This window comes from Acidovorax sp. SRI_002, from assembly GCF_057586455.1.
The window spans coordinates 303,504-322,473 of the sequence record NZ_JBYCZW010000007.1; the positions used below are offsets into that span (position 1 = coordinate 303,504).

General features: G+C 64.7%; 16 protein-coding genes and 2 riboswitches. Of the genes, 3 read left to right on the forward strand and 13 right to left on the reverse strand.

The window, feature by feature from the left end; translation table 11 throughout:
- Positions 1-48: 48 nt before the first annotated feature.
- Both AC2YJX_RS20670 and AC2YJX_RS20675 read right to left on the reverse strand, forming a co-directional pair.
- The gene (locus tag AC2YJX_RS20670) at positions 49-735 is read right to left on the reverse strand and encodes an RluA family pseudouridine synthase (protein WP_431152850.1); all 687 of its coding nucleotides are present in this window, start codon (positions 733-735) and stop codon (positions 49-51) included.
- A complete protein-coding gene (locus AC2YJX_RS20675; RefSeq protein ID WP_121506583.1) occupies positions 722-2,947 on the reverse strand; it encodes a PAS domain-containing hybrid sensor histidine kinase/response regulator in 2,226 nt (741 codons plus the stop codon). The genes AC2YJX_RS20670 and AC2YJX_RS20675 overlap by 14 nt, the downstream gene beginning before the upstream one ends.
- A gap of 306 nt (positions 2,948-3,253) precedes the next feature.
- On the opposite strand from AC2YJX_RS20675, the gene AC2YJX_RS20680 reads away from it, so the two are divergent.
- Positions 3,254-3,916 (forward strand): NAD(P)H-dependent oxidoreductase, encoded by a 663-nt coding sequence (locus tag AC2YJX_RS20680; RefSeq protein WP_055397419.1) that lies wholly within the window; start codon positions 3,254-3,256, stop codon positions 3,914-3,916.
- 64 nt (positions 3,917-3,980) lie between these two features.
- Here AC2YJX_RS20680 and AC2YJX_RS20685 read toward each other — a convergent pair whose 3' ends face one another.
- The 4 genes from AC2YJX_RS20685 to AC2YJX_RS20700 all read right to left on the reverse strand — a co-directional run bounded on the left by AC2YJX_RS20685 (position 3,981) and on the right by AC2YJX_RS20700 (position 8,122).
- Positions 3,981-5,333, reverse strand: a complete 1,353-nt coding sequence (locus AC2YJX_RS20685; protein ID WP_487257151.1) for an MFS transporter — start codon at positions 5,331-5,333, stop codon at positions 3,981-3,983.
- Positions 5,323-6,603, reverse strand: coding sequence for an acyltransferase family protein (locus AC2YJX_RS20690; protein WP_487257152.1), 1,281 nt, complete (start codon positions 6,601-6,603; stop codon positions 5,323-5,325). Before AC2YJX_RS20690 ends, AC2YJX_RS20685 begins: the two co-directional genes overlap by 11 nt.
- Positions 6,604-6,675: 72 nt before the next feature.
- Positions 6,676-7,716: a MerR family transcriptional regulator gene (locus tag AC2YJX_RS20695; protein WP_176885804.1), complete on the reverse strand. Its 1,041-nt coding sequence runs from the start codon at positions 7,714-7,716 to the stop codon at positions 6,676-6,678.
- Positions 7,717-7,720: 4 nt separating this feature from the next.
- Positions 7,721-8,122: an FKBP-type peptidyl-prolyl cis-trans isomerase gene (locus AC2YJX_RS20700; protein ID WP_369801340.1), complete on the reverse strand. Its 402-nt coding sequence runs from the start codon at positions 8,120-8,122 to the stop codon at positions 7,721-7,723.
- Between the two features lie 232 nt (positions 8,123-8,354).
- On the opposite strand from AC2YJX_RS20700, the gene soxC reads away from it, so the two are divergent.
- Both soxC and AC2YJX_RS20710 read left to right on the forward strand, forming a co-directional pair.
- Entirely contained in the window at positions 8,355-9,602 is a 1,248-nt protein-coding gene (gene soxC, locus AC2YJX_RS20705; protein ID WP_487257153.1) for a sulfite dehydrogenase, read from the forward strand.
- A complete protein-coding gene (locus AC2YJX_RS20710) occupies positions 9,595-10,239 on the forward strand; it encodes a c-type cytochrome (protein ID WP_487257154.1) in 645 nt (214 codons plus the stop codon). Before soxC ends, AC2YJX_RS20710 begins: the two co-directional genes overlap by 8 nt.
- Positions 10,240-10,254: 15 nt before the next feature.
- On the opposite strand, the gene AC2YJX_RS20715 is transcribed toward AC2YJX_RS20710, so the two are convergent.
- From AC2YJX_RS20715 to AC2YJX_RS20745, 7 genes are all read right to left on the reverse strand, one after another.
- Positions 10,255-10,866: a Crp/Fnr family transcriptional regulator gene (locus AC2YJX_RS20715; RefSeq protein ID WP_487257155.1), complete on the reverse strand. Its 612-nt coding sequence runs from the start codon at positions 10,864-10,866 to the stop codon at positions 10,255-10,257.
- Between the two features lie 23 nt (positions 10,867-10,889).
- Positions 10,890-13,781: an aminomethyl-transferring glycine dehydrogenase gene (gene gcvP, locus AC2YJX_RS20720; protein WP_487257156.1), complete on the reverse strand. Its 2,892-nt coding sequence runs from the start codon at positions 13,779-13,781 to the stop codon at positions 10,890-10,892.
- A 77-nt stretch (positions 13,782-13,858) separates the two neighbouring features.
- A complete protein-coding gene (gcvH, locus tag AC2YJX_RS20725; protein ID WP_055397402.1) occupies positions 13,859-14,233 on the reverse strand; it encodes a glycine cleavage system protein GcvH in 375 nt (124 codons plus the stop codon).
- An 84-nt stretch (positions 14,234-14,317) separates the two neighbouring features.
- Positions 14,318-15,460: a glycine cleavage system aminomethyltransferase GcvT gene (gene gcvT, locus AC2YJX_RS20730; protein WP_487257157.1), complete on the reverse strand. Its 1,143-nt coding sequence runs from the start codon at positions 15,458-15,460 to the stop codon at positions 14,318-14,320.
- 49 nt (positions 15,461-15,509) lie between these two features.
- Positions 15,510-15,636, reverse strand: a riboswitch (glycine riboswitch).
- A 21-nt stretch (positions 15,637-15,657) separates the two neighbouring features.
- A riboswitch (glycine riboswitch) is annotated at positions 15,658-15,741 on the reverse strand.
- A 13-nt stretch (positions 15,742-15,754) separates the two neighbouring features.
- A complete protein-coding gene (locus tag AC2YJX_RS20735) occupies positions 15,755-17,032 on the reverse strand; it encodes a TRAP transporter large permease (protein WP_055397398.1) in 1,278 nt (425 codons plus the stop codon).
- A complete protein-coding gene (locus AC2YJX_RS20740) occupies positions 17,029-17,523 on the reverse strand; it encodes a TRAP transporter small permease (RefSeq protein ID WP_055397396.1) in 495 nt (164 codons plus the stop codon). Before AC2YJX_RS20740 ends, AC2YJX_RS20735 begins: the two co-directional genes overlap by 4 nt.
- Positions 17,524-17,651: 128 nt before the next feature.
- The gene (locus AC2YJX_RS20745) at positions 17,652-18,623 is read right to left on the reverse strand and encodes a TRAP transporter substrate-binding protein (protein ID WP_121419952.1); all 972 of its coding nucleotides are present in this window, start codon (positions 18,621-18,623) and stop codon (positions 17,652-17,654) included.
- Between the last annotated feature and the right edge of the window lie 347 nt (positions 18,624-18,970).

Genomic DNA, 18,970 nt, shown 5'->3' on the forward strand with positions numbered 1-18,970 from the left:
AAATATAGCTATAAATGACACCCTTCAAGCGCTGGGTGGCAAATAACTTCAAAAATCAGCTGCGAGCTCCCACCGCATGGCCTGCCCGGTGGTGGGGTGGGCCAAGGCCAGTTCCCCGGCATGCAGCAGCAGGCGTGGCGCCTGGGCCTGGGTGGCGGCATTGGCGTACAGCGCATCTCCCAGGATCGGGTGGCCCAGGGCGGCCAGATGCACGCGCAGTTGGTGCGTGCGGCCAGTGACGGGTTCGAGCTCGACCCGCGTGGTTCCTGCCGCCGTGTTGTGGTCCAGGGGGCGCCAGCGGGTGTGGCTGGGCTTGCCGTGCTCTGCGTCAATCACGCGCAGGGGGCGTCGCTCCCAGTCGGCAGCGATGGGCAGATGGATGTCTGCCCAGGAGCCGGGCGGTTCGGCCACCAGGCCTTGCACGATTGCGACGTAGCGCTTGTGAATCTGCCGCTGTTCGAACGCCAGGCTCAGGCGCCGTTGTGCCTCGGCATGCCGGGCCATGAGCACCAGGCCTGAGGTGGCCTGGTCCAGCCGGTGCACGATGAGTGCGCCGGGCCAGTGCTGCTGAGCGCGGGCACTCAGACAGTCTTGCTTGTCGGGGCCGCGCCCTGGTACGCACAGCAGGCCTGAGGGCTTGCAGAGCACGAGCAGGTCGGCATCTTCATGCAGTGCCACCGGGGCGGGTAGGCCAGCAGTGTCCGCAGCCAGCGCGCTGGTTTCAGCCTGCGGCATGGCTGTCGCCGCCCACCAGGCGCTGCACGGTGGCGCAAAGCTCTTCCACGTCGTTGGGCTTGTGGATCAATGCCTGTGCGCCTTCGGCCAGCGCAGCCTGTTCGATTTCGGCCGTGACGTAGCCCGAGGCAAGGGCCACGGGCAGGTCGGGGCGGATAAGGCGGGCTTCGCGCACGAGGTCCACTCCACAGAAGCCGGGCATGTTGTAGTCGGTGACCAGCAGGTCAAAGGCCTGCGGGGCAGCGCGCAGCGCGGCCGTGGCCTCATGCGGGTCGGTGTAGCCGCTGACCTCATAGCCCCGGCGGCGCAGCAGGCGCTGAACCAGAAACACCAGGGCCTGGTCATCGTCCACGTACATCACGTGGTGCTTCTTGCGCGGTGCGCTGCCGGGGGTATCGGTGGCGGGAGGCGTCGAGGGTGCGGAGGATGCTGGTGCGGCCTGCACCGCTTGAGTGGGCTGCGCATCCAGGGTGCTTTGCGCCGCGCTGTGGGCGACCGGAAAGTACAACGTGAACCGGCTGCCCTGGCCGGGGGCACTGTGCACGTCCACGCCGCCTTCATGTGTGCGCATCACGCCGTGCACCACCGCCAGGCCGAGGCCCGTGCCCTGGCCCACGGGTTTGGTGGTGAAGAAGGGCTCGAAGATGCGTTCCAGCGTGGCAGCGTCCATGCCGGGGCCACTGTCGCGCACGGTCAGGGCGACGTAGTCCACGGGGGCCAGGCCCAGCCGTTCGCTCAGGCGCTGGTCGGGCTGCACGGCAGCGGCTTCCACATGGATGCTGCCGCGCTCGGTGCCTTGGCTCTGGATGGCATGGACCGCATTGGTGCACAGGTTGAGCAGGGCCTGCTCGACCTGCGTGGCATCGGCCAGCACGGGGGGCAGGCCTGCTTGCAACTGCATGTGCAGCTCGATGGCGGGGGGCAGGGTGACGCGCAGCAGGCGTTCGGTGTCGTGCACCACTTCGGCCAACGACACTGCGGAGCGCTGCGGTGGCTCGTTGCGGCTGAAGGTGAGGATCTGGCGCACCAGGTCGCGCGCACGCCGACCGGCCTTGTCGATCTCCATCAGGCTTTCCAGCACGGGCGAACCTGCTGCACAGTCGGCCTTGGCCAGTTCGACATTGCCCAGGATCGCGCCCAGGATGTTGTTGAAGTCGTGAGCAATGCCGCCCGCCATGGTGCCCACGGCCTGCATCTTGTGCGACTCGCGCAGCTGGGCTTCCAGCTCGCTGCGGTGCGCCTCGGCCTTCTTGCGGCCGGTCAGGTCGCGGGCGAACACGGTGGTGGTTTCGCCCTCGGCATGGCGCTCGAACGACACGCTCACTTCCACGGCCAGTTCCTTGCCGCTGGCGGTCAACGCCGTCATCTCGCCCAGCAGGGCCTGGGTGGTGAGCTGGGCAAACGCCAGCGCCTGCGCCGCATCGGGCAAAAAGCGGTCAAGGGTGCTGCCCAGCGCGTCGCTGGCACTGCACTGGAACAGCGCTGCCGCCGTAGGGTTGAACACGGTGATGCGCTGGTGCTGGTCCACGCAAATGATGGCGTCCAGCGCGGAGTTGATGATGGCCTCCAGCCGCTTCTCACTGGCGCGGATCTGTTCGTTGCGCTGCTGCAGAGTAATGGCGCTGTGCTGCAGCGCCTGGCGCTCGGCCAGCAGTGGGCCTTGGTCGATCACTGCACACAGAAACTGCGACAGGGGGGGACCACTGCTTTGCGGGGCCTCAATGTGCGCGATGTGCAGGTCGCCCGTGATGGGCGTATCTGCATTGATGGAAAAAACGACCTCCTTGACCTCGCTGCGGCCCAGGTCCTGCGCCAGCGCGAAGGCCTCGCGCACGCGCCGGGCGTCCTGCGGGCGCACAAAGGGCATCAGTGCCGTGAGCGGGCGGTCGCGTTCGGTGGGCTGGAACGAGCGGTGCGCCATCGAGTTGGCCTGCACCACCATGTCGTGTTCGTCCACCACCATGAGGGCCAGCGGCACACTGGCAAACAGGGTCTCGAAGCGTTCGTAGGCGCTTTCCGCCACGGTCTGGCTGTAGCGCAGGACCTTGTTCTGGCTCTCCAGCTCTGCCTGGTAGGCGCGCAGCTCAGCCACCAGGCCCTCGGCTCCTGTGCTGGGGGGCGTGGCACGCGGGGTGGGAGTCCCGGGCGCGTGACCTGTGGGAGCGGGCTGCCGCCCCGCAGGGTCCAGAAACGACAGGTCGGGTTCACTCATGGGAGGGGCGCGGCCAGGGGTTTTGGCGCGAGGAAAGTGCGCGCGCTGCGCAATGCTGTGGGCCAGAAAGCATGGCCACGAGTGTACGCCCGCAAGCCTGCGGATCCTGCAGGCCCCGGGGGCTCGTACACGCAGAGACCGGGGTGAACGGCTTCAGCGCGTCTTTCAAGGGGCGATTGTTGATCAATTGCGAACAATCCTTTTCTCTCACGGGGCTTACCGAAGGAGATTCGGATCCCTACAGTTCCACCATCCCGCATTTTTTAGATCCAACCCGATCGCTACTGACTGTCAGGAATTTTTGCCATGAACCCCATCGACGACACCTCCCTTGCCCAACCCCTGCTGAATAAACTGCAATGGCGCTATGCCGCCAAGAAGATGAACCCCACCAAGGCGGTTCCGCAGGAGAAGGTGGAGCGCATTCTCGAAGCCGCGCGCCTGGCGCCCACCTCCAGTGGCCTGCAGCCCTTTGAAATCATCGTGGTGACCGATCCCGCTGTGCGCGCCAAGATCCAGCCCATCGCCTGGAACCAGGCCCAGATCACCGACGGCTCGCACCTGCTGGTGTTTGCCGCATGGGACAACTACACGGCCGACCGCATCAACATGATGTTCGATCTGACCAATGACCAGCGTGGCTTCAAGAACGAAGGCTGGGAAAACTACCGCCAGATGCTGCTGAACAGCTACCCCCAGCGCGATGCCGAGGTGAACTTCCAGCACGCAGCCCGCCAAGCCTACATTGGCATGAGTGCCGCACTGATCGCCGCTGCGTTTGAAGAGGTGGACTCCACCCCCATGGAAGGTTTTGACCCCAACGCGCTCGATGAGATCCTGGGCCTTCGGGCACGTGGCCTGCGCAGCGTGTCGATCCTGCCGCTGGGTTACCGCGCCGATGAAGGCGACTGGCTGGTGAACCTGAAGAAGGTGCGCCGCCCCCGCGAGCAGTTCGTGACTGAAGTCTGAGGATCTCCTCCTAAGGCACAAAAAAAGGCTGGACAGTGGTCCAGCCTTTTTTGCGTGGGGAGCCTCAGCGTGTGGCGGGTGCTGCATCCGTCACGCGGCGCATGGGCGTCAGTACAAAAGCCAGCGCGGCCAGCACCACCAGCGTACCTCCGCTGGCCGCAAACAGCTGGGTCAGCGTGATGCTTTTCATCACCCAGCCCGTGACGGCTGCGGAGATGGGGGCCAGGCCCATGAAGATGAACATGAACAGGCTCATCGCCCGGCCAATCAGGGCCGGCGGCACACGTTGCTGGATCCAGGTGAACACGCTCACCTGCATGAAGCCGCCGAGCAGGCCGATGACCAGCATCAGCGTTGCGCCCTGCCACACGGCTGTGATCAGCCCCAGAGGCATGAACAGTACACCGATGATGGCGTCGAACGCCAGGATGGTCATGCCCAGGCTGCCAAAACGCAGCCTCGGCAACATGCCCGACACCACCATGCCCAGGAGCGTGCCCGCGCCATGGGCGCCCACCATGGTGCCGAACGCGGCCGCGCCCAGCGCTGGCGTGCTGCTGGCCAGCACGGGGATGGCGATGTGGATGGGGCCCATGATGAACAGGGCGATGGCGCTCCAGTAGAGAAAGCAGGTGCGCAGTTCCCCATCGCGCCAGAAGTGAACCAGGCCCTGCGCCACCGATGCCAGCACCGCCTGGGGTGCGGCAGCCGGGGCCGAGTTGCCTGCATGGGTCTGCACCTTGGACAGCGTCCAGGCGGACACCGCAAAGCTCAGGGCATCCAGCGCGAAGGCCAGGCCGATGCCGGTGGCGTTGGCATGGGCCGGTGCACTGGCGACTTCTTTGACTGCGTCGCCCGCACCAAACAGCGCAATGAGCAGCCCTGCCAGCAGAGGCCCAAGGAACATGGTCAGCTGGCGCAGGCCCAGGCTGATGCCGTTGGCGGCCTGCAACTGCGAGCGCGCCACCACGTGCGGCATCATGGCCGTGCCAGCAGGAATGCTGAAGGCCGTGGCCAGGCCAATGCCCAGCGACAGCGCATACACCATCCACAGCGTCAGGGTGCCTGCAAGCACCAGCCCCGCCAGCACGGCCAGCAGCACCAGGTTGATGTATTTGGTGATCATCAGCACCTGCTTGGGCGAGTGGCGGTCTACCAGTGCTCCGCCGATCAGGATGAACAGTGCGCGCGGCACGCTGATGAGGGCCAGCACGGTGCCCAGCACCAGGGTGTCGCCCGTCATCTGCAGCACCAGCCAGGGCAGTGCAATCAGCGTGAACTGGTCGCCCAGCATGGACAGGAAGGAGCCGCTCGTCATCCAGCGAAAGTTGGGGTCCTTGAACAGCGCGGCGCGTGGGTCCTGGGGAGCGCTCTTTGGTTGGGGGGGCGAAGGGTGATGGGGCATTTCAGGTCGCATGAACAGGGTCTCCAAAAGATTTGCGGGTGTGCCGGCGCCCGTTGAGCCACTGGCTCACGGCAGTGAATCGCACGCACAGGTGGTAGCTGGCCAGGCACAGGGCCGTGGTGGCCAGCACATTGAGAGCCATCTTGGCCAGGACGGGAATCGGCACCCCATAAAGCAGCGCGCCAAAACCAATCGTCAGCGGCAGGTGCACGAGGTACACCCAGTACGAGCTGTCGGCCAGGTAGGCGAGCCAGGCACGGGGCTGTCCGACGTGGCGCAGAAAGAGCCCGATCAGCGCAAAGCTCCACAACCAGGACGCGGCGTTGTAAGCCAGTGCCATCCAGAACTGCAGGTGCCGGGTGGCAGAGACGGGCTCGGCCAGGATCTCGGTGAAGGCACCGGTGACCAGGACCAGAGCAAAGGCCGAAGCCTCAGGCTGGGCCAGCACTTCCGACAAGAATGCAGTGATCAGGAAGCAAACGAGCCCCAGGCCCGCCAGCACGGGCCAGTGCCTTGCGTAGCGCACCATCAAGTCCCTGCGCTGCGTGTACAAGCACAGCCCGAATCCGTAGAAAAGCCCGTTGTGGAGCCATTCCGCCAAGGGAGGCAGAAAGGAACCGCTGGGCGTGACAATTCCGTGGTCGTAGTGGGCGCCGATCCAGGCGAGTGGAAGGGTGAGCGCCACAACGCCCAGGGCCGAACCGCCCAGCCAGGCGGCGAAGCGCCCCAGGGCTTTTTGCACGCCGCCAGGCAGCGCACGTGCCGCAGCCCACACCACAGGCGTGAACACGGCCAGCCACAGCAGCATCCACAGAAACCACAGGTGCATGGTCGGTGGGCCTTTGGGTACGTTGGGGCCGTGGGGCAGCAGGCTGCGGTCTACGCCCCAGGTGCCATGGGCCATGCGGTGCAGGAACAACAGGCCCAGCAGGGTGCTGACCGCCAACAAGGGCGGCCAGAACACCACAAAAGGCAGGCCCAGGCGGCGCAGCCGGTTGCGCACCATGCCCGCCAGCCCTCGGTGCTGCACCAGTGCCGACATAAAAAAACCGGCCAGGATAAAAAACAGGGGCATGCGGAACGCATGGATCACCGCCACCAGCAAGTCGGCCACCGACGTGGACAAATCGTCGTGCCAGGGCAGGGGAGACGGCCGGCTCATGTAAATGACCGAAACATGCAGCACGATGCCCAGCCACATCATGGCGGCGCGCAGATTGTCCAGGGCATGCAGTTTTCGGCCCGGGGCGGCGGATTCTGGGGTGTGAGTCGGTCCATTCATAGGGACCGACTGTGAAGCCTCACGTTGCGTGAGGGTCAAGCACTTTTCTGACTTTTTGGGGCGGTGCTGTTGTCAGCGGTGTGGGGATACCACAGCGGCCGCAGGTGCTGGCATTGCGTGCGCCAGCGCTGCCTGCAGATAGGCGCGCACGGGAGCACTCAGGGGCGAGCCTGCCTGCAGCAGCGGTTCATTGGCTGAGGCCATGAGCAGCTTTTGGCGCAACTCGGGGCTGCGCCGCGTGAGTGTGTCGAACAGTGCGTTCCAGCGCAAAGCGGCAGCCACCGCATCGGGGTGGTGGGGAGGAAGGGCGCGGGCCAGAAGCTGCTGAACGTCCTGCTCCAGCGCTGCCCAGTCGGTATGGGGCACATGGCCCAGTGTGCGCAGATCGTTGCGGGTCAGGTACTTTTCCAGCAGCGCCATGCGCAGCTTGATGGCCGTTTCGATGTACTCGATCATTTCACCCGGCGGTGCGTGGTTGCGCCCCTGGGTGCTGGGTTCGGTGCGGAACATATGGCCCCAGCGCTCCAGCAGGTCCAGATCGCCCTTCATCCAGTGCAGCATGAGCGCCATCCAGCGGTAGGCCAGCGCCTGCACTTCGGGTGTGTCGGGTGCCAGTTGGCGGTCCATGGCACTGCGCACCAGGTCTTTGACGATCAGCCAGTCAGCCTCAATGAGGTTCCAGTTCTGAAAGATGTGCTTGAGTTCGGCCGAGCTGAAATACTTGCCATAGGTCGTCATCAGCGCCAGGGCCTCCAGCCAGTTGCCCATGTCTGGCTCGGCACCGGCCATCAGGCCGTCCCTCAGCATGGTCAGGCGTCCGCGCAGTTCGGTGGCCTGCGCGATTTGCTGGTCCAGCGAGCGGATCTGCTGCCCGATGATGCGTTCGGGGGCCATGCCGTCACCCGCCAGCAGCGCCCCGATGTCGCTGAGCGCCAGGCCCATCTGGCGCATGGTCTGGATGCCGTGCAGTCGCTGCACATCGGCCTGGCTGTAGAGGCGGTAGCCCGCCTCGGACCGGCCTGAAGGCTTGAGCAGCCCGATCTCGTCATAGTGGTGCAGCGTGCGCACCGTCAGGCCGGTGCGCCGCGCGAGATCACCGACCTTGAGCAGCATGGGGTCAGCGGCCGATGGAGATGAGTTCGATCTCGAAGTTGAGCGTGGCATTGGGTGGGATCACGCCACCGGCTCCCCGGGCGCCGTAAGCGATGGAGGGCGGGCAGGTCAGCTTGGCCTTGCCACCCGGCTTCATGCGTTGCACGCCTTCGGTCCAGCAGGGGATCACGCCGTTGAGCGGGAACGACGTCGGCTCGCCGCGCTTGTAGGAGCTGTCGAACTCCTTGCCGTCCAGAAACATGCCTTTGTAGTGCACCTTGACGGTGTCGGTGGCCTTGGGCGAATCGCCGGTGCCGTCCTTGAGCGATTCATAGACCAGGCCACTGGCCGTGGTGACGGGGCCTGCGGCCTGGGCAGAGGCAAAGGGGGCAGCCAGAAGGCCAATGAGCACAAGGGCGGAAGAAATGCGCACGGGGAGTCCTTGAAACAAAAAGAAAGGGGGAAAAGTCAGAACGCCATTTTGCTCGTCAGCAACGGTTGGGCTGCAAGCGGCGCGCCAGTGTAAAGGGCGTGGCGCCGTGGCTGGTGCCGATCCACTGTGGGCGCGTTAACCAACGTTAATGCGCAGCGGCATGCGGATGACAACACTGCAGCTGCGGCCAATGGGTGCCGAGTGCTTGTTTTTGCGGAGATGACGGATGCGTTCATTCAACGGCCACAGCGGACTGGCTCGGAGGACTTTTTTGGGGGGGCTTGCGACGGGGGGCGTGGGTATGGCGGCGGCGCAGGCAGCGCAGCCACGGCCACTGGCCGCCCGCTTGCCCGATGCGATGACCCGCCCCGGTGGGGCCGATCTGCCGTACGGCCTGCCCGCAGCACAGGAGGCGCAGGTGGAGCGGACCTTGTCCACTGCGGCAGGCTTTCCGGTGTGGCGCACGCCGTTGCAGCACCAGCGCAGCATCATCACCCCCAGCGGCCTGCACTTTGCCGTGCACCACAACGGCGTGCCCGACATTGCGCCGGAGCGCCACACACTGAAGGTGCATGGGCTGGTGCACAAACCGCTGCGCTTTGACTTGGAACGCCTGCTGCGCTACCCCATGGTCAGCCGCGTGCATTTTCTGGAATGCGCGGGCAACTCAGCCGCCAACGCGCTATCGCCCAAGGCTCTGGACCAGACGCTGGGCGAGATTGCGGGCGAGGTGTCGTGTTCGGAGTGGACGGGCGTGCCGCTGGCCTATCTACTGAACGAAGCGGGGGTGAAGGACAGTGCCCAATGGGTGGTGGCCGAAGGCGCCGACGGTGGATCGCACAGCCGCAGCCTGCCGCTGAAGGCCTTGCTGGAGCACGGCATGGTGGCGCTGTACCAGAACGGAGAGCGGCTGCGGCCTTCGCAGGGCTACCCCATGCGCCTGTTCATGCCGGGCTGGGAGGGCAACGTCAACGTAAAATGGCTGCACCGGCTCGAAGTGACCGACGCGCCCGCCTACACCAAGGACGAGTCGGGTCTGTACACGCAAGTGCTGGCCGATGGACGGATCGAGCGCTTCGCGTTCCACATGGAAGTGAAGTCGGTGATCACGCACCCCTCCGGCCAGCAGCGTTTGCCTGAGCCCCATGGGTTTTGCGAAATCGCTGGTCTGGCCTGGTCGGGCCGGGGGCGCATAGCGCGTGTGGATGTGTCCTTGGACGGAGGTCGCAACTGGGCTGCGGCGCAGCTGCACGGCCCGGTACTGGACCGGGCCTTTACGCGCTTCACGCTGCCCTGGCAGTGGAACGGCCGCAAGGCCGACCTGATGAGCCGCGCCACGGACGAGCACGGTCGTACACAGCCACTGCGCAGTGAATGGAAGCGGCGCTATGCCATGCACTCGTTCAACCACTACAACGCGGTGCAGGCCTGGCGCGTGCAGGCCGATGGCCGCGTGGAGAACGTCTATGCGTGAAGACCTGTGCAGCCAGTTGCTGCCAGCAGAACGCGCCACCCTGCGGCGGGGCGTGGCCGTGGCGATGGTGGTGGGACTGCTGAGTGCAGGCAGAGCCAGCGAGGTCCAGGCGCCATCCGCTGCGGCTCCTGCGCCAGCAGCGCCGCCACTTGTCATCGGCTTAGGCCAACCGCTTTCGCCTGCCGACATTGATCGCTATGCCATCACCGTCTTCCCCAACGGCCGCAATCTGCCACCGGGCCGGGGCAGCGTGGAGCAGGGCGCGCGGCTGTATGCCATGCACTGTGCCGCCTGCCACGGCGCACAGGGCATCGAAGGGCCTGCCGCACGGCTGGCGGGCACAGATGGTTTTATCGGCTGGAGCGACCCGCTGCGCCCCCTGCGCGTGCGCAAGTACCCGCTGCAGGTGTTGTCGGTGGGCGCGATGTGGCCTTATGCCACGACGGTGTTCGACTATGTGCGTCGGGGCATGCCGATGCACGCGCCCAAGAGCCTGACCGATGACGAGGTGTACGGCATCACCGCGCACCTGCTGCATCTGAACGGGCTGGTGGCAGGTGACGCCCTCATGGACAAAGAAAATTTGCCCCAGGTGGTGATGCCAGGGCGGGATCGCACGGTCAGTGCGTGGCCATAGGGACGCTGAAAATTCTCAAACGCCGCGTGACGCTTCCAGCATGCCCAGCCGTGCCCGGATGCGTGATAGCGATACCGGCGAGATGCCCAGGTAGCTGGCCACATGGTGCTGCGGCAGGTGGGGCGTCAAATCACCGTGTGTAGCGAGAAAAGATTGGTAGCGCACCTCGGGCGGGTGGCTCAACAACTCGGCTTCGCGCTGTGCGTGCTGCTGAAACACATAGCCCAGGGCCTCTTCCAGCAAGGGGCCGATGTGGGCAAAGCTGCGTTGCCACTGCTGCAAGGTGGCATAGGTCAGCTCCACAGCCTCTACGGGTGCCAGGGCCTCGATGGCATAAGGGCTGGGCAGCGCCAGAGGCGGCAGGTTGCCAGCCACCCAGCTGCCGGTGCCGTGAAACGACCGGTTGCGTTCGGTACCTTGTTCGTTCAGGTAGAACAGCCGAACCACACCGCTGCGCACCTGCCAGCAGCGCGTGCTGGTCTCGCCCGCGGGCTGCACCAGCGTGCCTGCGCCGAACTGACGGCGAGGCAGGGCCTGCCACAGAGCGGCCAGGGCAGGTTCAGACCGGACCAGCGCCTCCAGCGCAGGCGGCTGGCAGACAGTGCAGGCGCTGGTGGTTGAGGTCACTGCGTTCAGGCAATTCAGGCGTCTCAGGCGTAGTCAGACACCGGGATGCAACTGCAGCTTAGATTGCGATCACCCCACACGTTGTCCACGCGGCCTACGGGCGACCAATACTTGTTGCTGCGAAGCGCGGCCACGGGGTAAGCGGCGGCTTCGCGGGCGTAAGGGCGAGCCCATTCGCTGCCCAGCAGACTCTCGGCCGTGTGCGGCGCGTTCTTCAGCGGGTTGTTGTCCTGCGGCCAGGCGCCGGATTCGATCTGGCGGATCTCTTTGCGGATGGCAATCATCGCGTCGACGAAGCGGTCGATCTCGAACAGCGTTTCGCTCTCGGTGGGCTCCACCATCAGCGTGTTGGGCACGGGGAAGCTCAGCGTGGGTGCGTGGAAGCCGTAGTCGATCAGGCGCTTGGCGACATCCTCAGCCATCACGCCGCTGGTGTCCTTGAGGCCGCGCAGGTCCAGGATGCACTCGTGCGCCACGTGGCCATTGGCACTCGCGTACAGCGTGGGGTAGTGGTCCTTGAGGCGTGCACTGATGTAGTTGGCCGAGAGGATGGCGGTTTCGGTCGCGGCCTGCAGGCCTTCGGCGCCCATCATGCGGCAGTACATCCAGCTGATGGGCAGCACGGCGGCATTGCCCAGAGGCGCTGCCGACACGGCACCCACGCCGCCGGCCACACCGGCCGTGGCATGACCAGGCAGGTAGGGCACCAGATCGGCCACCACACACACGGGACCCACGCCGGGGCCGCCACCGCCGTGCGGAATGCAGAAGGTCTTGTGCAGATTCAGGTGGCTCACGTCGCCGCCGAACTCGCCAGGGGCGGCCACGCCGACCAGGGCGTTCATGTTGGCGCCGTCCACATACACCCGGCCGCCGTGGCTGTGCACCAGGGCGCACAGCTCCTTCACCTGCGTTTCGAACACGCCGTGCGTGCTGGGGTAGGTGATCATGATGCAGGCCAGGTTGGCACTGTGCTGTTCGCACTTGGCCTGCAGGTCGGCCATGTCCACGTTGCCGTTGGCATCGCAGGCGGTCACTACCACCTGCATGCCCACCATCTGGGCGCTGGCGGGGTTGGTGCCGTGTGCGCTGCTGGGGATCAGGCAGATGTTGCGGTGGCTATCGCCCTGGGCCTCGTGGTATGCCTTGATGGCCAGCAGGCCCGCGTATTCGCCTTGCGATCCGGCGTTGGGCTGCAGGCTGATGCCTGCGTAGCCCGTGGCCTGGCACAGCCAGGCGCGCAGTTGTTCGTCCAGCTCCTTGTAGCCTTGCAACTGGTCAGCGGGTGCGAAGGGGTGCACGTTGGCGAATTCGGGCCAGGTGATGGGGATCATCTCGCTCGTGGCATTGAGCTTCATGGTGCAGCTGCCCAGCGGGATCATGCTGCGGTCCAACGCCAGGTCCTTGTCAGACAGCTGGCGGATGTAGCGCAGCATGCCGGTTTCGGAGTGGTGGGTGTTGAACACCGGATGAGTCAGGTACTTGCTGGCGCGGCGCAGTTCGGTGGGGATCAGCGGCTCTACACCCTTCTCGAAGGCGTCAAACGTGGGCAGCGCCTGGCCATCCGCGGCGAACACCTTCCACAGCAGCTCGATGTCGGCGCGCGTGGTGGTCTCGTCCAGCGAAATGCACAGGTAGTTTTCGAAATAAATTCGCAGGTTGGCGCCCAGCTGTACTGCGCGAGCAGCTATGGATTTGGTAGCGCCATCGGTTTTGAGCGTCAGTGTGTCAAAACACGCCTGCGGGCGCACCGGTGCGCCCAGTTGTGTGAGCCCCTTGGCCAGAATGGCGGTGTAGCTGGCCACACGCTGTGCAATGCGCTTGAGCCCATCGGGGCCATGGTACACGGCGTACATGCTGGCGATCACGGCGGGCAACACCTGCGCGGTGCAGATGTTGGACGTGGCCTTTTCGCGGCGGATGTGCTGCTCGCGCGTTTGCAGGGCCAGGCGGTAGGCGGGCTTGCCATGTGTATCCACGCTCACGCCCACTAGGCGGCCGGGCAGGCTGCGCTTGAACTCGTCGCGGCAGGCCATGTAGGCAGCGTGCGGGCCACCCGCGCCCATGGGCATGCCGAAGCGCTGCGTGGTGCCCACGACGATGTCGGCACCCCATTCACCGGGCGGGGTGATCAGCGTGAGGGCCAGCAGGTCGGCCGCTGCGATGAAGGCCGCCTGTTTGGCATGCGCCTTCTCCACATCAGCGCGCAGGTCGTCAATGCGGCCGCTGGTGGCAGGGTACTGGGCCAGCACGGCGAAATACTCGCCATTCAGCGCTGCATCCCATTCGGCGGCGGAGTTGGCCAGCACCACTTCGATATTGAGGGGCTTGGCACGGGTCTGGATCACTTCGATGGTTTGCGGGTGGGCATCACCGGCCACCACAAACACATTGCTCTTGCTCTTGACGGAGCGCTTGGCCAGCGTCATCGCCTCAGCGGCGGCCGTGGCTTCGTCCAGCATGGACGCATTGGCAATCGGCATGCCTGTCAGGTCGCACACCATAGTCTGGAAGTTGACCAGGGCCTCCATGCGGCCTTGCGAGATTTCGGCCTGGTAGGGCGTGTAGGCGGTGTACCAGGCGGGGTTCTCCAGGATGTTGCGCAGGATGACGCCCGGCGTGTGCGTGCCGTAGTAGCCCTGGCCGATGAAGCTCTTCAGGACCTGGTTCTTCGATGCCATCGCCTTGAGTTCGGCCAGCGCCGCCGCTTCCGTGATCGGCAGGGGCAGGTCCATCGCGCTGCTGCGTGCGATGGAGCGCGGGACGATGGAGTCGATGAGGGCGCGGCGCGAGGCCTCGCCAATCACCGACAGCATGTGCGCTTCATCGGCCGCATCGATGCCGATGTGGCGTGGCAGGAATTCGGTGGCGTTTTCAAGCGCTGCGAGCGTGGGCAGGGGGGCGAGGGTGGTCATCGGCGGCGGCGTGGGACAACAAGGAGGCACATTGGCCCGGCAGGGCGCCGGGCCTCGGGGAACAAAAGATCCGGAGATCAGGCGTTCTTGGCGAACTCTGCGTACGCAGGTTCGTCCATGAGCGCGTCGAATTGCATCATGTCGGTCACGTGGACCTTGAAGAACCAGCCAGCGCCCAGCGGGTCGGTGTTGGCCAGCGAGGGGTCGGCGCGCAGGGCTTCGTTCACCTCGACGATTTCGCCGCTGACGGGCATGTACACGTCGGCGGCGGCTTTGACGGACTCCACCACGCCGGCGACTTCACCTTGGGTGAAGGTCTTGCCGACTTCGGGCAGGTCCACAAACACCACATCGCCCAGCGCGTCCTGGGCGTGTACCGTGATGCCCACGGTGGCGGCTTCGTGGTCGGAGATGTCGATCCACTCGTGATCCTTGGAAAACTTGACGGTCATGGGGGCTCCAGAAAAAAAGGGGGAAACAAACAAAAGTGCCGATGCCAGCCAAGACTGTAGCCGGGCTGGCGCAGTTTCAGACGGTCAGCCGCGGTAGTAGCGCGCGGGGGTAAAGGGCATGGCACGCACTTCCATGGGCACGGCCTTGCCGCGCACGATGGCGTTCACCCGCGTGCCGATGGCGGCGAAGGCGGGTGTGACATAGCCCATAGCCACGGGTTCGTTCACCGTGGGGCCCAGCAGGCCGCTGGTCACTTCGCCAATCTTCTGGCCGTCTTCGCTCTGCAATTCGGTGTGTTCGCGCACGGGCACACGCTCCATCGCGACGAGGCCAACGCGCTTGCGCTGCAGGCTGGCGGGGTTGTCGATCTGCGCGAGCACCTTGTCTGCTCCGGGGAAACCCCCTGCGCGGGCGCCGCCCGTGCGACGCACCTTCTGGATGGCCCAGTTCAGTGCGGCTTCAGGCGGCGTGGTGGTGGTGTCGATGTCGTTGCCATACAGGCACAGGCCCGCTTCGAGCCGCAGCGAGTTGCGGGCGCCCAGGCCGATGGGTTTGACCTCGGGCTGAGCAAGCAGGGCGCGGGCCAGGGTGTCGGCCTGCGCAGCGGGCACCGAGATTTCAAAACCGTCTTCACCGGTGTAGCCGCTGCGGGTCACAAAACAGTCACAGCCTGCAATGGAAAAATCGCCGCCCGTCATGAACACCAGCTTTTCAACGCCGGGCGCGAGGCGGGCGAGGGCGGTGACGGCCTGCGGGCCTTGCAGAGCGAGCAGGGCGTGGTCGGGCATGGGCGCCACCTTGCAGCGCTGGCCGATGCGGGCCGTGATGTGCGCAATGTCGCCCACCTTGCAAGCACCGTTCACGATCACGAACAGCGTGGGCTCGCCATCCACCACGCCTTGGTTGAAGAACATCAGGTCATCGATGACCGTGCCTTCGTCAGTGAGCAGCAGCCCGTAGCGCTGTTTGCCCACGGGCAGGTCGATCACGTCCACCGGCATCAGGGTTTCAAACGCCGCTGCGGCGTCAGGGCCTACCAGCTTGAGCTGGCCCATGTGCGAGACGTCAAATAAGCCCGCCGCGCTGCGCGTGTGCTGGTGTTCGGCCATCAGGCCAGCGGGGTATTGCACGGGCATGGAGTAGCCGGCGAACGGCACCATGCGGGCGCCCAGCTCGATGTGCAGGGCGTTCAGGGGCGTGGTGAGCAGGGGGGCGGTGGCTGACATGGCGGAACTCCGGGGCAAATGAGGGCCGCAGCCACAAGGTGGCTACGGGATTTGCCCTGCTGTCCGCTTTACCTGAGAGATTCACCGCAGCGCCCTGGCTGGCCGTGCGGTTTGCTCCTTCGGTGGATGGCCTCAACACGCGGTGCGGTGGGCCATCTCTCTCCAGCAAGGGAACGCCCACATCACTGCGGGCGGTTGTCAGTCCTTTTGCCTGAGCGTTCGGCTGCTGCCTGCGCCTTCGGCGGTGCGGTGGCCTGTGGGGCTTGGCACTCTCTCCTGACCGGGGGATTCTAACTACTTTGCGTAGACCAGATCGCGCAAACCCAGCGACAACTGCGGCACATAGGTCACCACCATCAGGCAGGCCATGATGACAAGCACAAACGGAATCAGGTGCCCGACGATGCGGTCTAGCGATATTCGCGCCACGGTGCAGGCTGCAAACAGATTCACGCCAAACGGCGGCGTGATCATGCCCATGGCCAGGTTCACTACCATGATCAGGCCAAAGTGCACCGGGTCCACACCAAAGTGGATGGCCACGGGAGCCAGGATGGGCGCCAGAACGATGATGGCGGCACTGGTCTCGATGAACATGCCGATCACGAACAACGCCGCGTTCACCCCGAGCAGGAAGAGGGTGGGGGATTGCAGCACCGCCTCCAGCCAGCGGCCAATGGCATCCGGCACGCCAGCACGGGTGATGAGGAAGGCGAACAGGCCCGCATTGGCAATGATGAACATGATCACTGCGGACGAGATGGCCGATTTGCGCAGGATGGCAAACAGGTCCTTGAGCCGGATCTCGCGGTATATCACCACCCCCACAATCAATGCGTAGAACACCGCCACGGCCGATGCTTCAGTGGGGGTGAATACGCCACCGTAGATGCCGCCAAGGATGATCACCGGCATCAGCAGCGCCCAGCCCGCCTGCAGCGTGGCCTTGCCAAGAGGCATGCGGCCGTCGCCGTCGTTCTTGCCCCAGCCCTTGTACTTGCAGTACGCCCAGACAAAAAGCATCAGTGCGCCACTGATCAGCAGCCCCGGGCCAAAGCCGGCGATGAACAGCTCGCCAATCGACACTTCGGCGCTCACGCCATACAGGATCATGGGGATGGAGGGCGGGATGATCACGCCCAGCTCGGCGCTGGTGGCCTGCAGGGATGCGGCGTAGCTCGTGGGGTAGCCATGCTTGATGAGCGCGGGGATCAGGATGGCGCCAATGGCAAATGTGGTGGCCACCGACGAGCCCGACACGGCCGCAAAGATCATGCAGGTCAGCACGCAGGTCATGGGCAGGCCACCCTGCACGCCGCCCACGATGCTCTTGGCAAACTCCACCAGGCGGCGGGATATGCCGCCCGTTTCCATCAGGTTGCCCGCGAGGATGAAGAACGGAATGGCGGCCAGCGGAAATTTGTTGATGGAGCCAAACATCTCCTTCACAGAGATCAGCATGTTGGCATTGGCTACCTGGATGCCCAGGATGGAGGCCAGGCCGATGGAAACGGCAACGGACACAGTGAGTGCAAAACACAGCACCATGGTGGTGATCATGACGGGCGTCATTGCGCGGTCTCCAGCTCAAGGCGTTGAGGGTCTAGCAGGTTGCCGACGATGCCAATGGCGCTGAACACGCCGCCCACCGGCATGGCCACGTAGGCCCAGAACATGGAGACGGATTCGAGCCCCGCCATCGACTGCACGCCGCCGCGTTGGGCATAGTCCCAGCCCCACCACACGATCACGCCAATCAGTGCCAGCGCCGCCACTGCCACGACATAGTCCAGCACCCGGCGCACGCGCGGGGGGCTCCAGCGGTACAGCACATCCACGCTCACCATAGCGCCCTGGCGGAATGCGCTGGGGATGGCCAGGAACACCATCCAGATCAGGCTAAAACGGATCAGCACTTCAGTCCACTCGGCGGGCTGCTCCAGCACAAAGCGGGTCACGATCTGGAACATGCCCAGCGATGCGGCAATGACCAGCATGGCGCACGCGCCGAGCAACGCTGCAAACGTGGCCCCGCGTTCAAACATCAGAAAAGCTTTTTTCATGGGGCGGACAACGCCATGGGTTCGGATGATTCGGTGGAGAGAATCAGATTGAAGATAAAAAACGCCCGTAGCGCTTATTCTACGGGCGTTGTGTGCTACTAAAAATATAGTAGCTGATGCGCATGCAACTACTTGACGTCGCGGATCTTGTCCAGGGTGGCCTTGCCAAACTGTTTTTCAAACTCGGCGTTCACAGGCGCCAGCGCCGCCACAAACTTGGACTTGTCCGGATTGTCCACCACCGTCATGCCTTTGGCGCGCAGGTCGGCCACGCCCTTGGCGTCGTCTTCATCCACGCGTGCACGGTTGGCCTTGGTGCCTTCCTTGGCGGCGTCGATGAAGGCCTGCTTGTCGGCGGCCGAGAGCTTGTCGAACGAGGCCTTGTTCATCACGAAGATGGCAGGCGAATACACGTGGCCGGTCAACGTCAGGTGCTTTTGCACCTGGTCGAACTTGGCCGAGATGATCACGGGCAGCGGGTTCTCCTGGCCGTCCACGGTGCCTTGTTGCAGGGCCGTGAACACTTCGGGGAAGGCCATGGGCGTGGTGATGATGCCGAAGCCCTTGTACGCGGCGATGTGCACGGGGTTTTCCATGGTGCGCATCTTCAGGCCCTTGAGGTCCTCGGGCGTGTTCACCGAGCGCTTGCTGTTCGTCATGTGGCGAAAGCCGTTCTCGGCCCAGGCCAGGGCCTTGAAGCCCTTGCTATCGAACTTGGTCAGCATCTCCTGGCCGATGGGGCCATCCAGCACCGCACGCGCATGGGCCTTGTCGCGGAACAGGAAGGGCACGTCAAAGATGCGCGCTTCGGGCACAAAGTTGGGCACGGGGCCGGTGGAGCTGAAGGCCAGCTCTTGCGTGCCCAGCTGCACGGCTTCAATCGATTCGCGCTCGCCACCCAGGGCGCCGTTGTAGAACGTCTGTACCTTGTAGCGGCCGGCCGTGCGCTTTTCGACTTCCTTGGCAAACGTGTCGATGGCAATCCCCTGGTGGGAATTCTGGGCTGTCGAGATGCTGATGCGCATGGTGGTCTGCGCGGCAGCGGTGGCCACAAAGCCGAGCGCAAGGCTCAGGCCGACGACGAGTTTGGTCAGTTGCATGCTGTCTCCTGTTAATGGTGGGCTGGGTTGGTGGGGATGCACGGTTGCTCCTTGCAGAGCGGACCCCAGCCTCTGCCAAATTATGGCGGTGCAGCATCGGCGCAGGCATCGGGGTTTGTGCTGGTAAGCGTGCTTATTAACTACCCACCAGGGCGCTAGCCAAGGCGCTTCTGTTGGCCATGGGCGACGCCAAAAAATGCCAAGGGCCCCGTGCTGGCGGTAACCAGCCGGGGCCTTGTCAGTTTGTGCGCTCCGGTAAGAGCGCCTTGATGGAAGAAGTATGCGCGGGGCGGATGAGATGAATTTGCTGAATTCGCTTCAAATGGAGTGAATCGAAGAATAATTTT

What these genes read in the sequence shown, in the direction of transcription:
- AC2YJX_RS20670 (WP_431152850.1), bottom strand. Translation starts at nt 735, where the DNA reads ATGCCGCAGGCTGAAACCAGCGCGCTGGCTGCGGACACTGCTGGCCTA.
- AC2YJX_RS20675 (WP_121506583.1), bottom strand. Translation starts at nt 2,947, where the DNA reads ATGAGTGAACCCGACCTGTCGTTTCTGGACCCTGCGGGGCGGCAGCCC.
- AC2YJX_RS20680 (WP_055397419.1), top strand. Translation starts at nt 3,254, where the DNA reads ATGAACCCCATCGACGACACCTCCCTTGCCCAACCCCTGCTGAATAAA.
- AC2YJX_RS20685 (WP_487257151.1), bottom strand. Translation starts at nt 5,333, where the DNA reads ATGCGACCTGAAATGCCCCATCACCCTTCGCCCCCCCAACCAAAGAGC.
- AC2YJX_RS20690 (WP_487257152.1), bottom strand. Translation starts at nt 6,603, where the DNA reads ATGAATGGACCGACTCACACCCCAGAATCCGCCGCCCCGGGCCGAAAA.
- AC2YJX_RS20695 (WP_176885804.1), bottom strand. Translation starts at nt 7,716, where the DNA reads ATGCTGCTCAAGGTCGGTGATCTCGCGCGGCGCACCGGCCTGACGGTG.
- soxC (WP_487257153.1), top strand. Translation starts at nt 8,355, where the DNA reads ATGCGTTCATTCAACGGCCACAGCGGACTGGCTCGGAGGACTTTTTTG.
- AC2YJX_RS20710 (WP_487257154.1), top strand. Translation starts at nt 9,595, where the DNA reads ATGCGTGAAGACCTGTGCAGCCAGTTGCTGCCAGCAGAACGCGCCACC.
- gcvP (WP_487257156.1), bottom strand. Translation starts at nt 13,781, where the DNA reads ATGACCACCCTCGCCCCCCTGCCCACGCTCGCAGCGCTTGAAAACGCC.
- gcvH (WP_055397402.1), bottom strand. Translation starts at nt 14,233, where the DNA reads ATGACCGTCAAGTTTTCCAAGGATCACGAGTGGATCGACATCTCCGAC.
- gcvT (WP_487257157.1), bottom strand. Translation starts at nt 15,460, where the DNA reads ATGTCAGCCACCGCCCCCCTGCTCACCACGCCCCTGAACGCCCTGCAC.
- AC2YJX_RS20735 (WP_055397398.1), bottom strand. Translation starts at nt 17,032, where the DNA reads ATGACGCCCGTCATGATCACCACCATGGTGCTGTGTTTTGCACTCACT.
- AC2YJX_RS20740 (WP_055397396.1), bottom strand. Translation starts at nt 17,523, where the DNA reads ATGAAAAAAGCTTTTCTGATGTTTGAACGCGGGGCCACGTTTGCAGCG.
- AC2YJX_RS20745 (WP_121419952.1), bottom strand. Translation starts at nt 18,623, where the DNA reads ATGCAACTGACCAAACTCGTCGTCGGCCTGAGCCTTGCGCTCGGCTTT.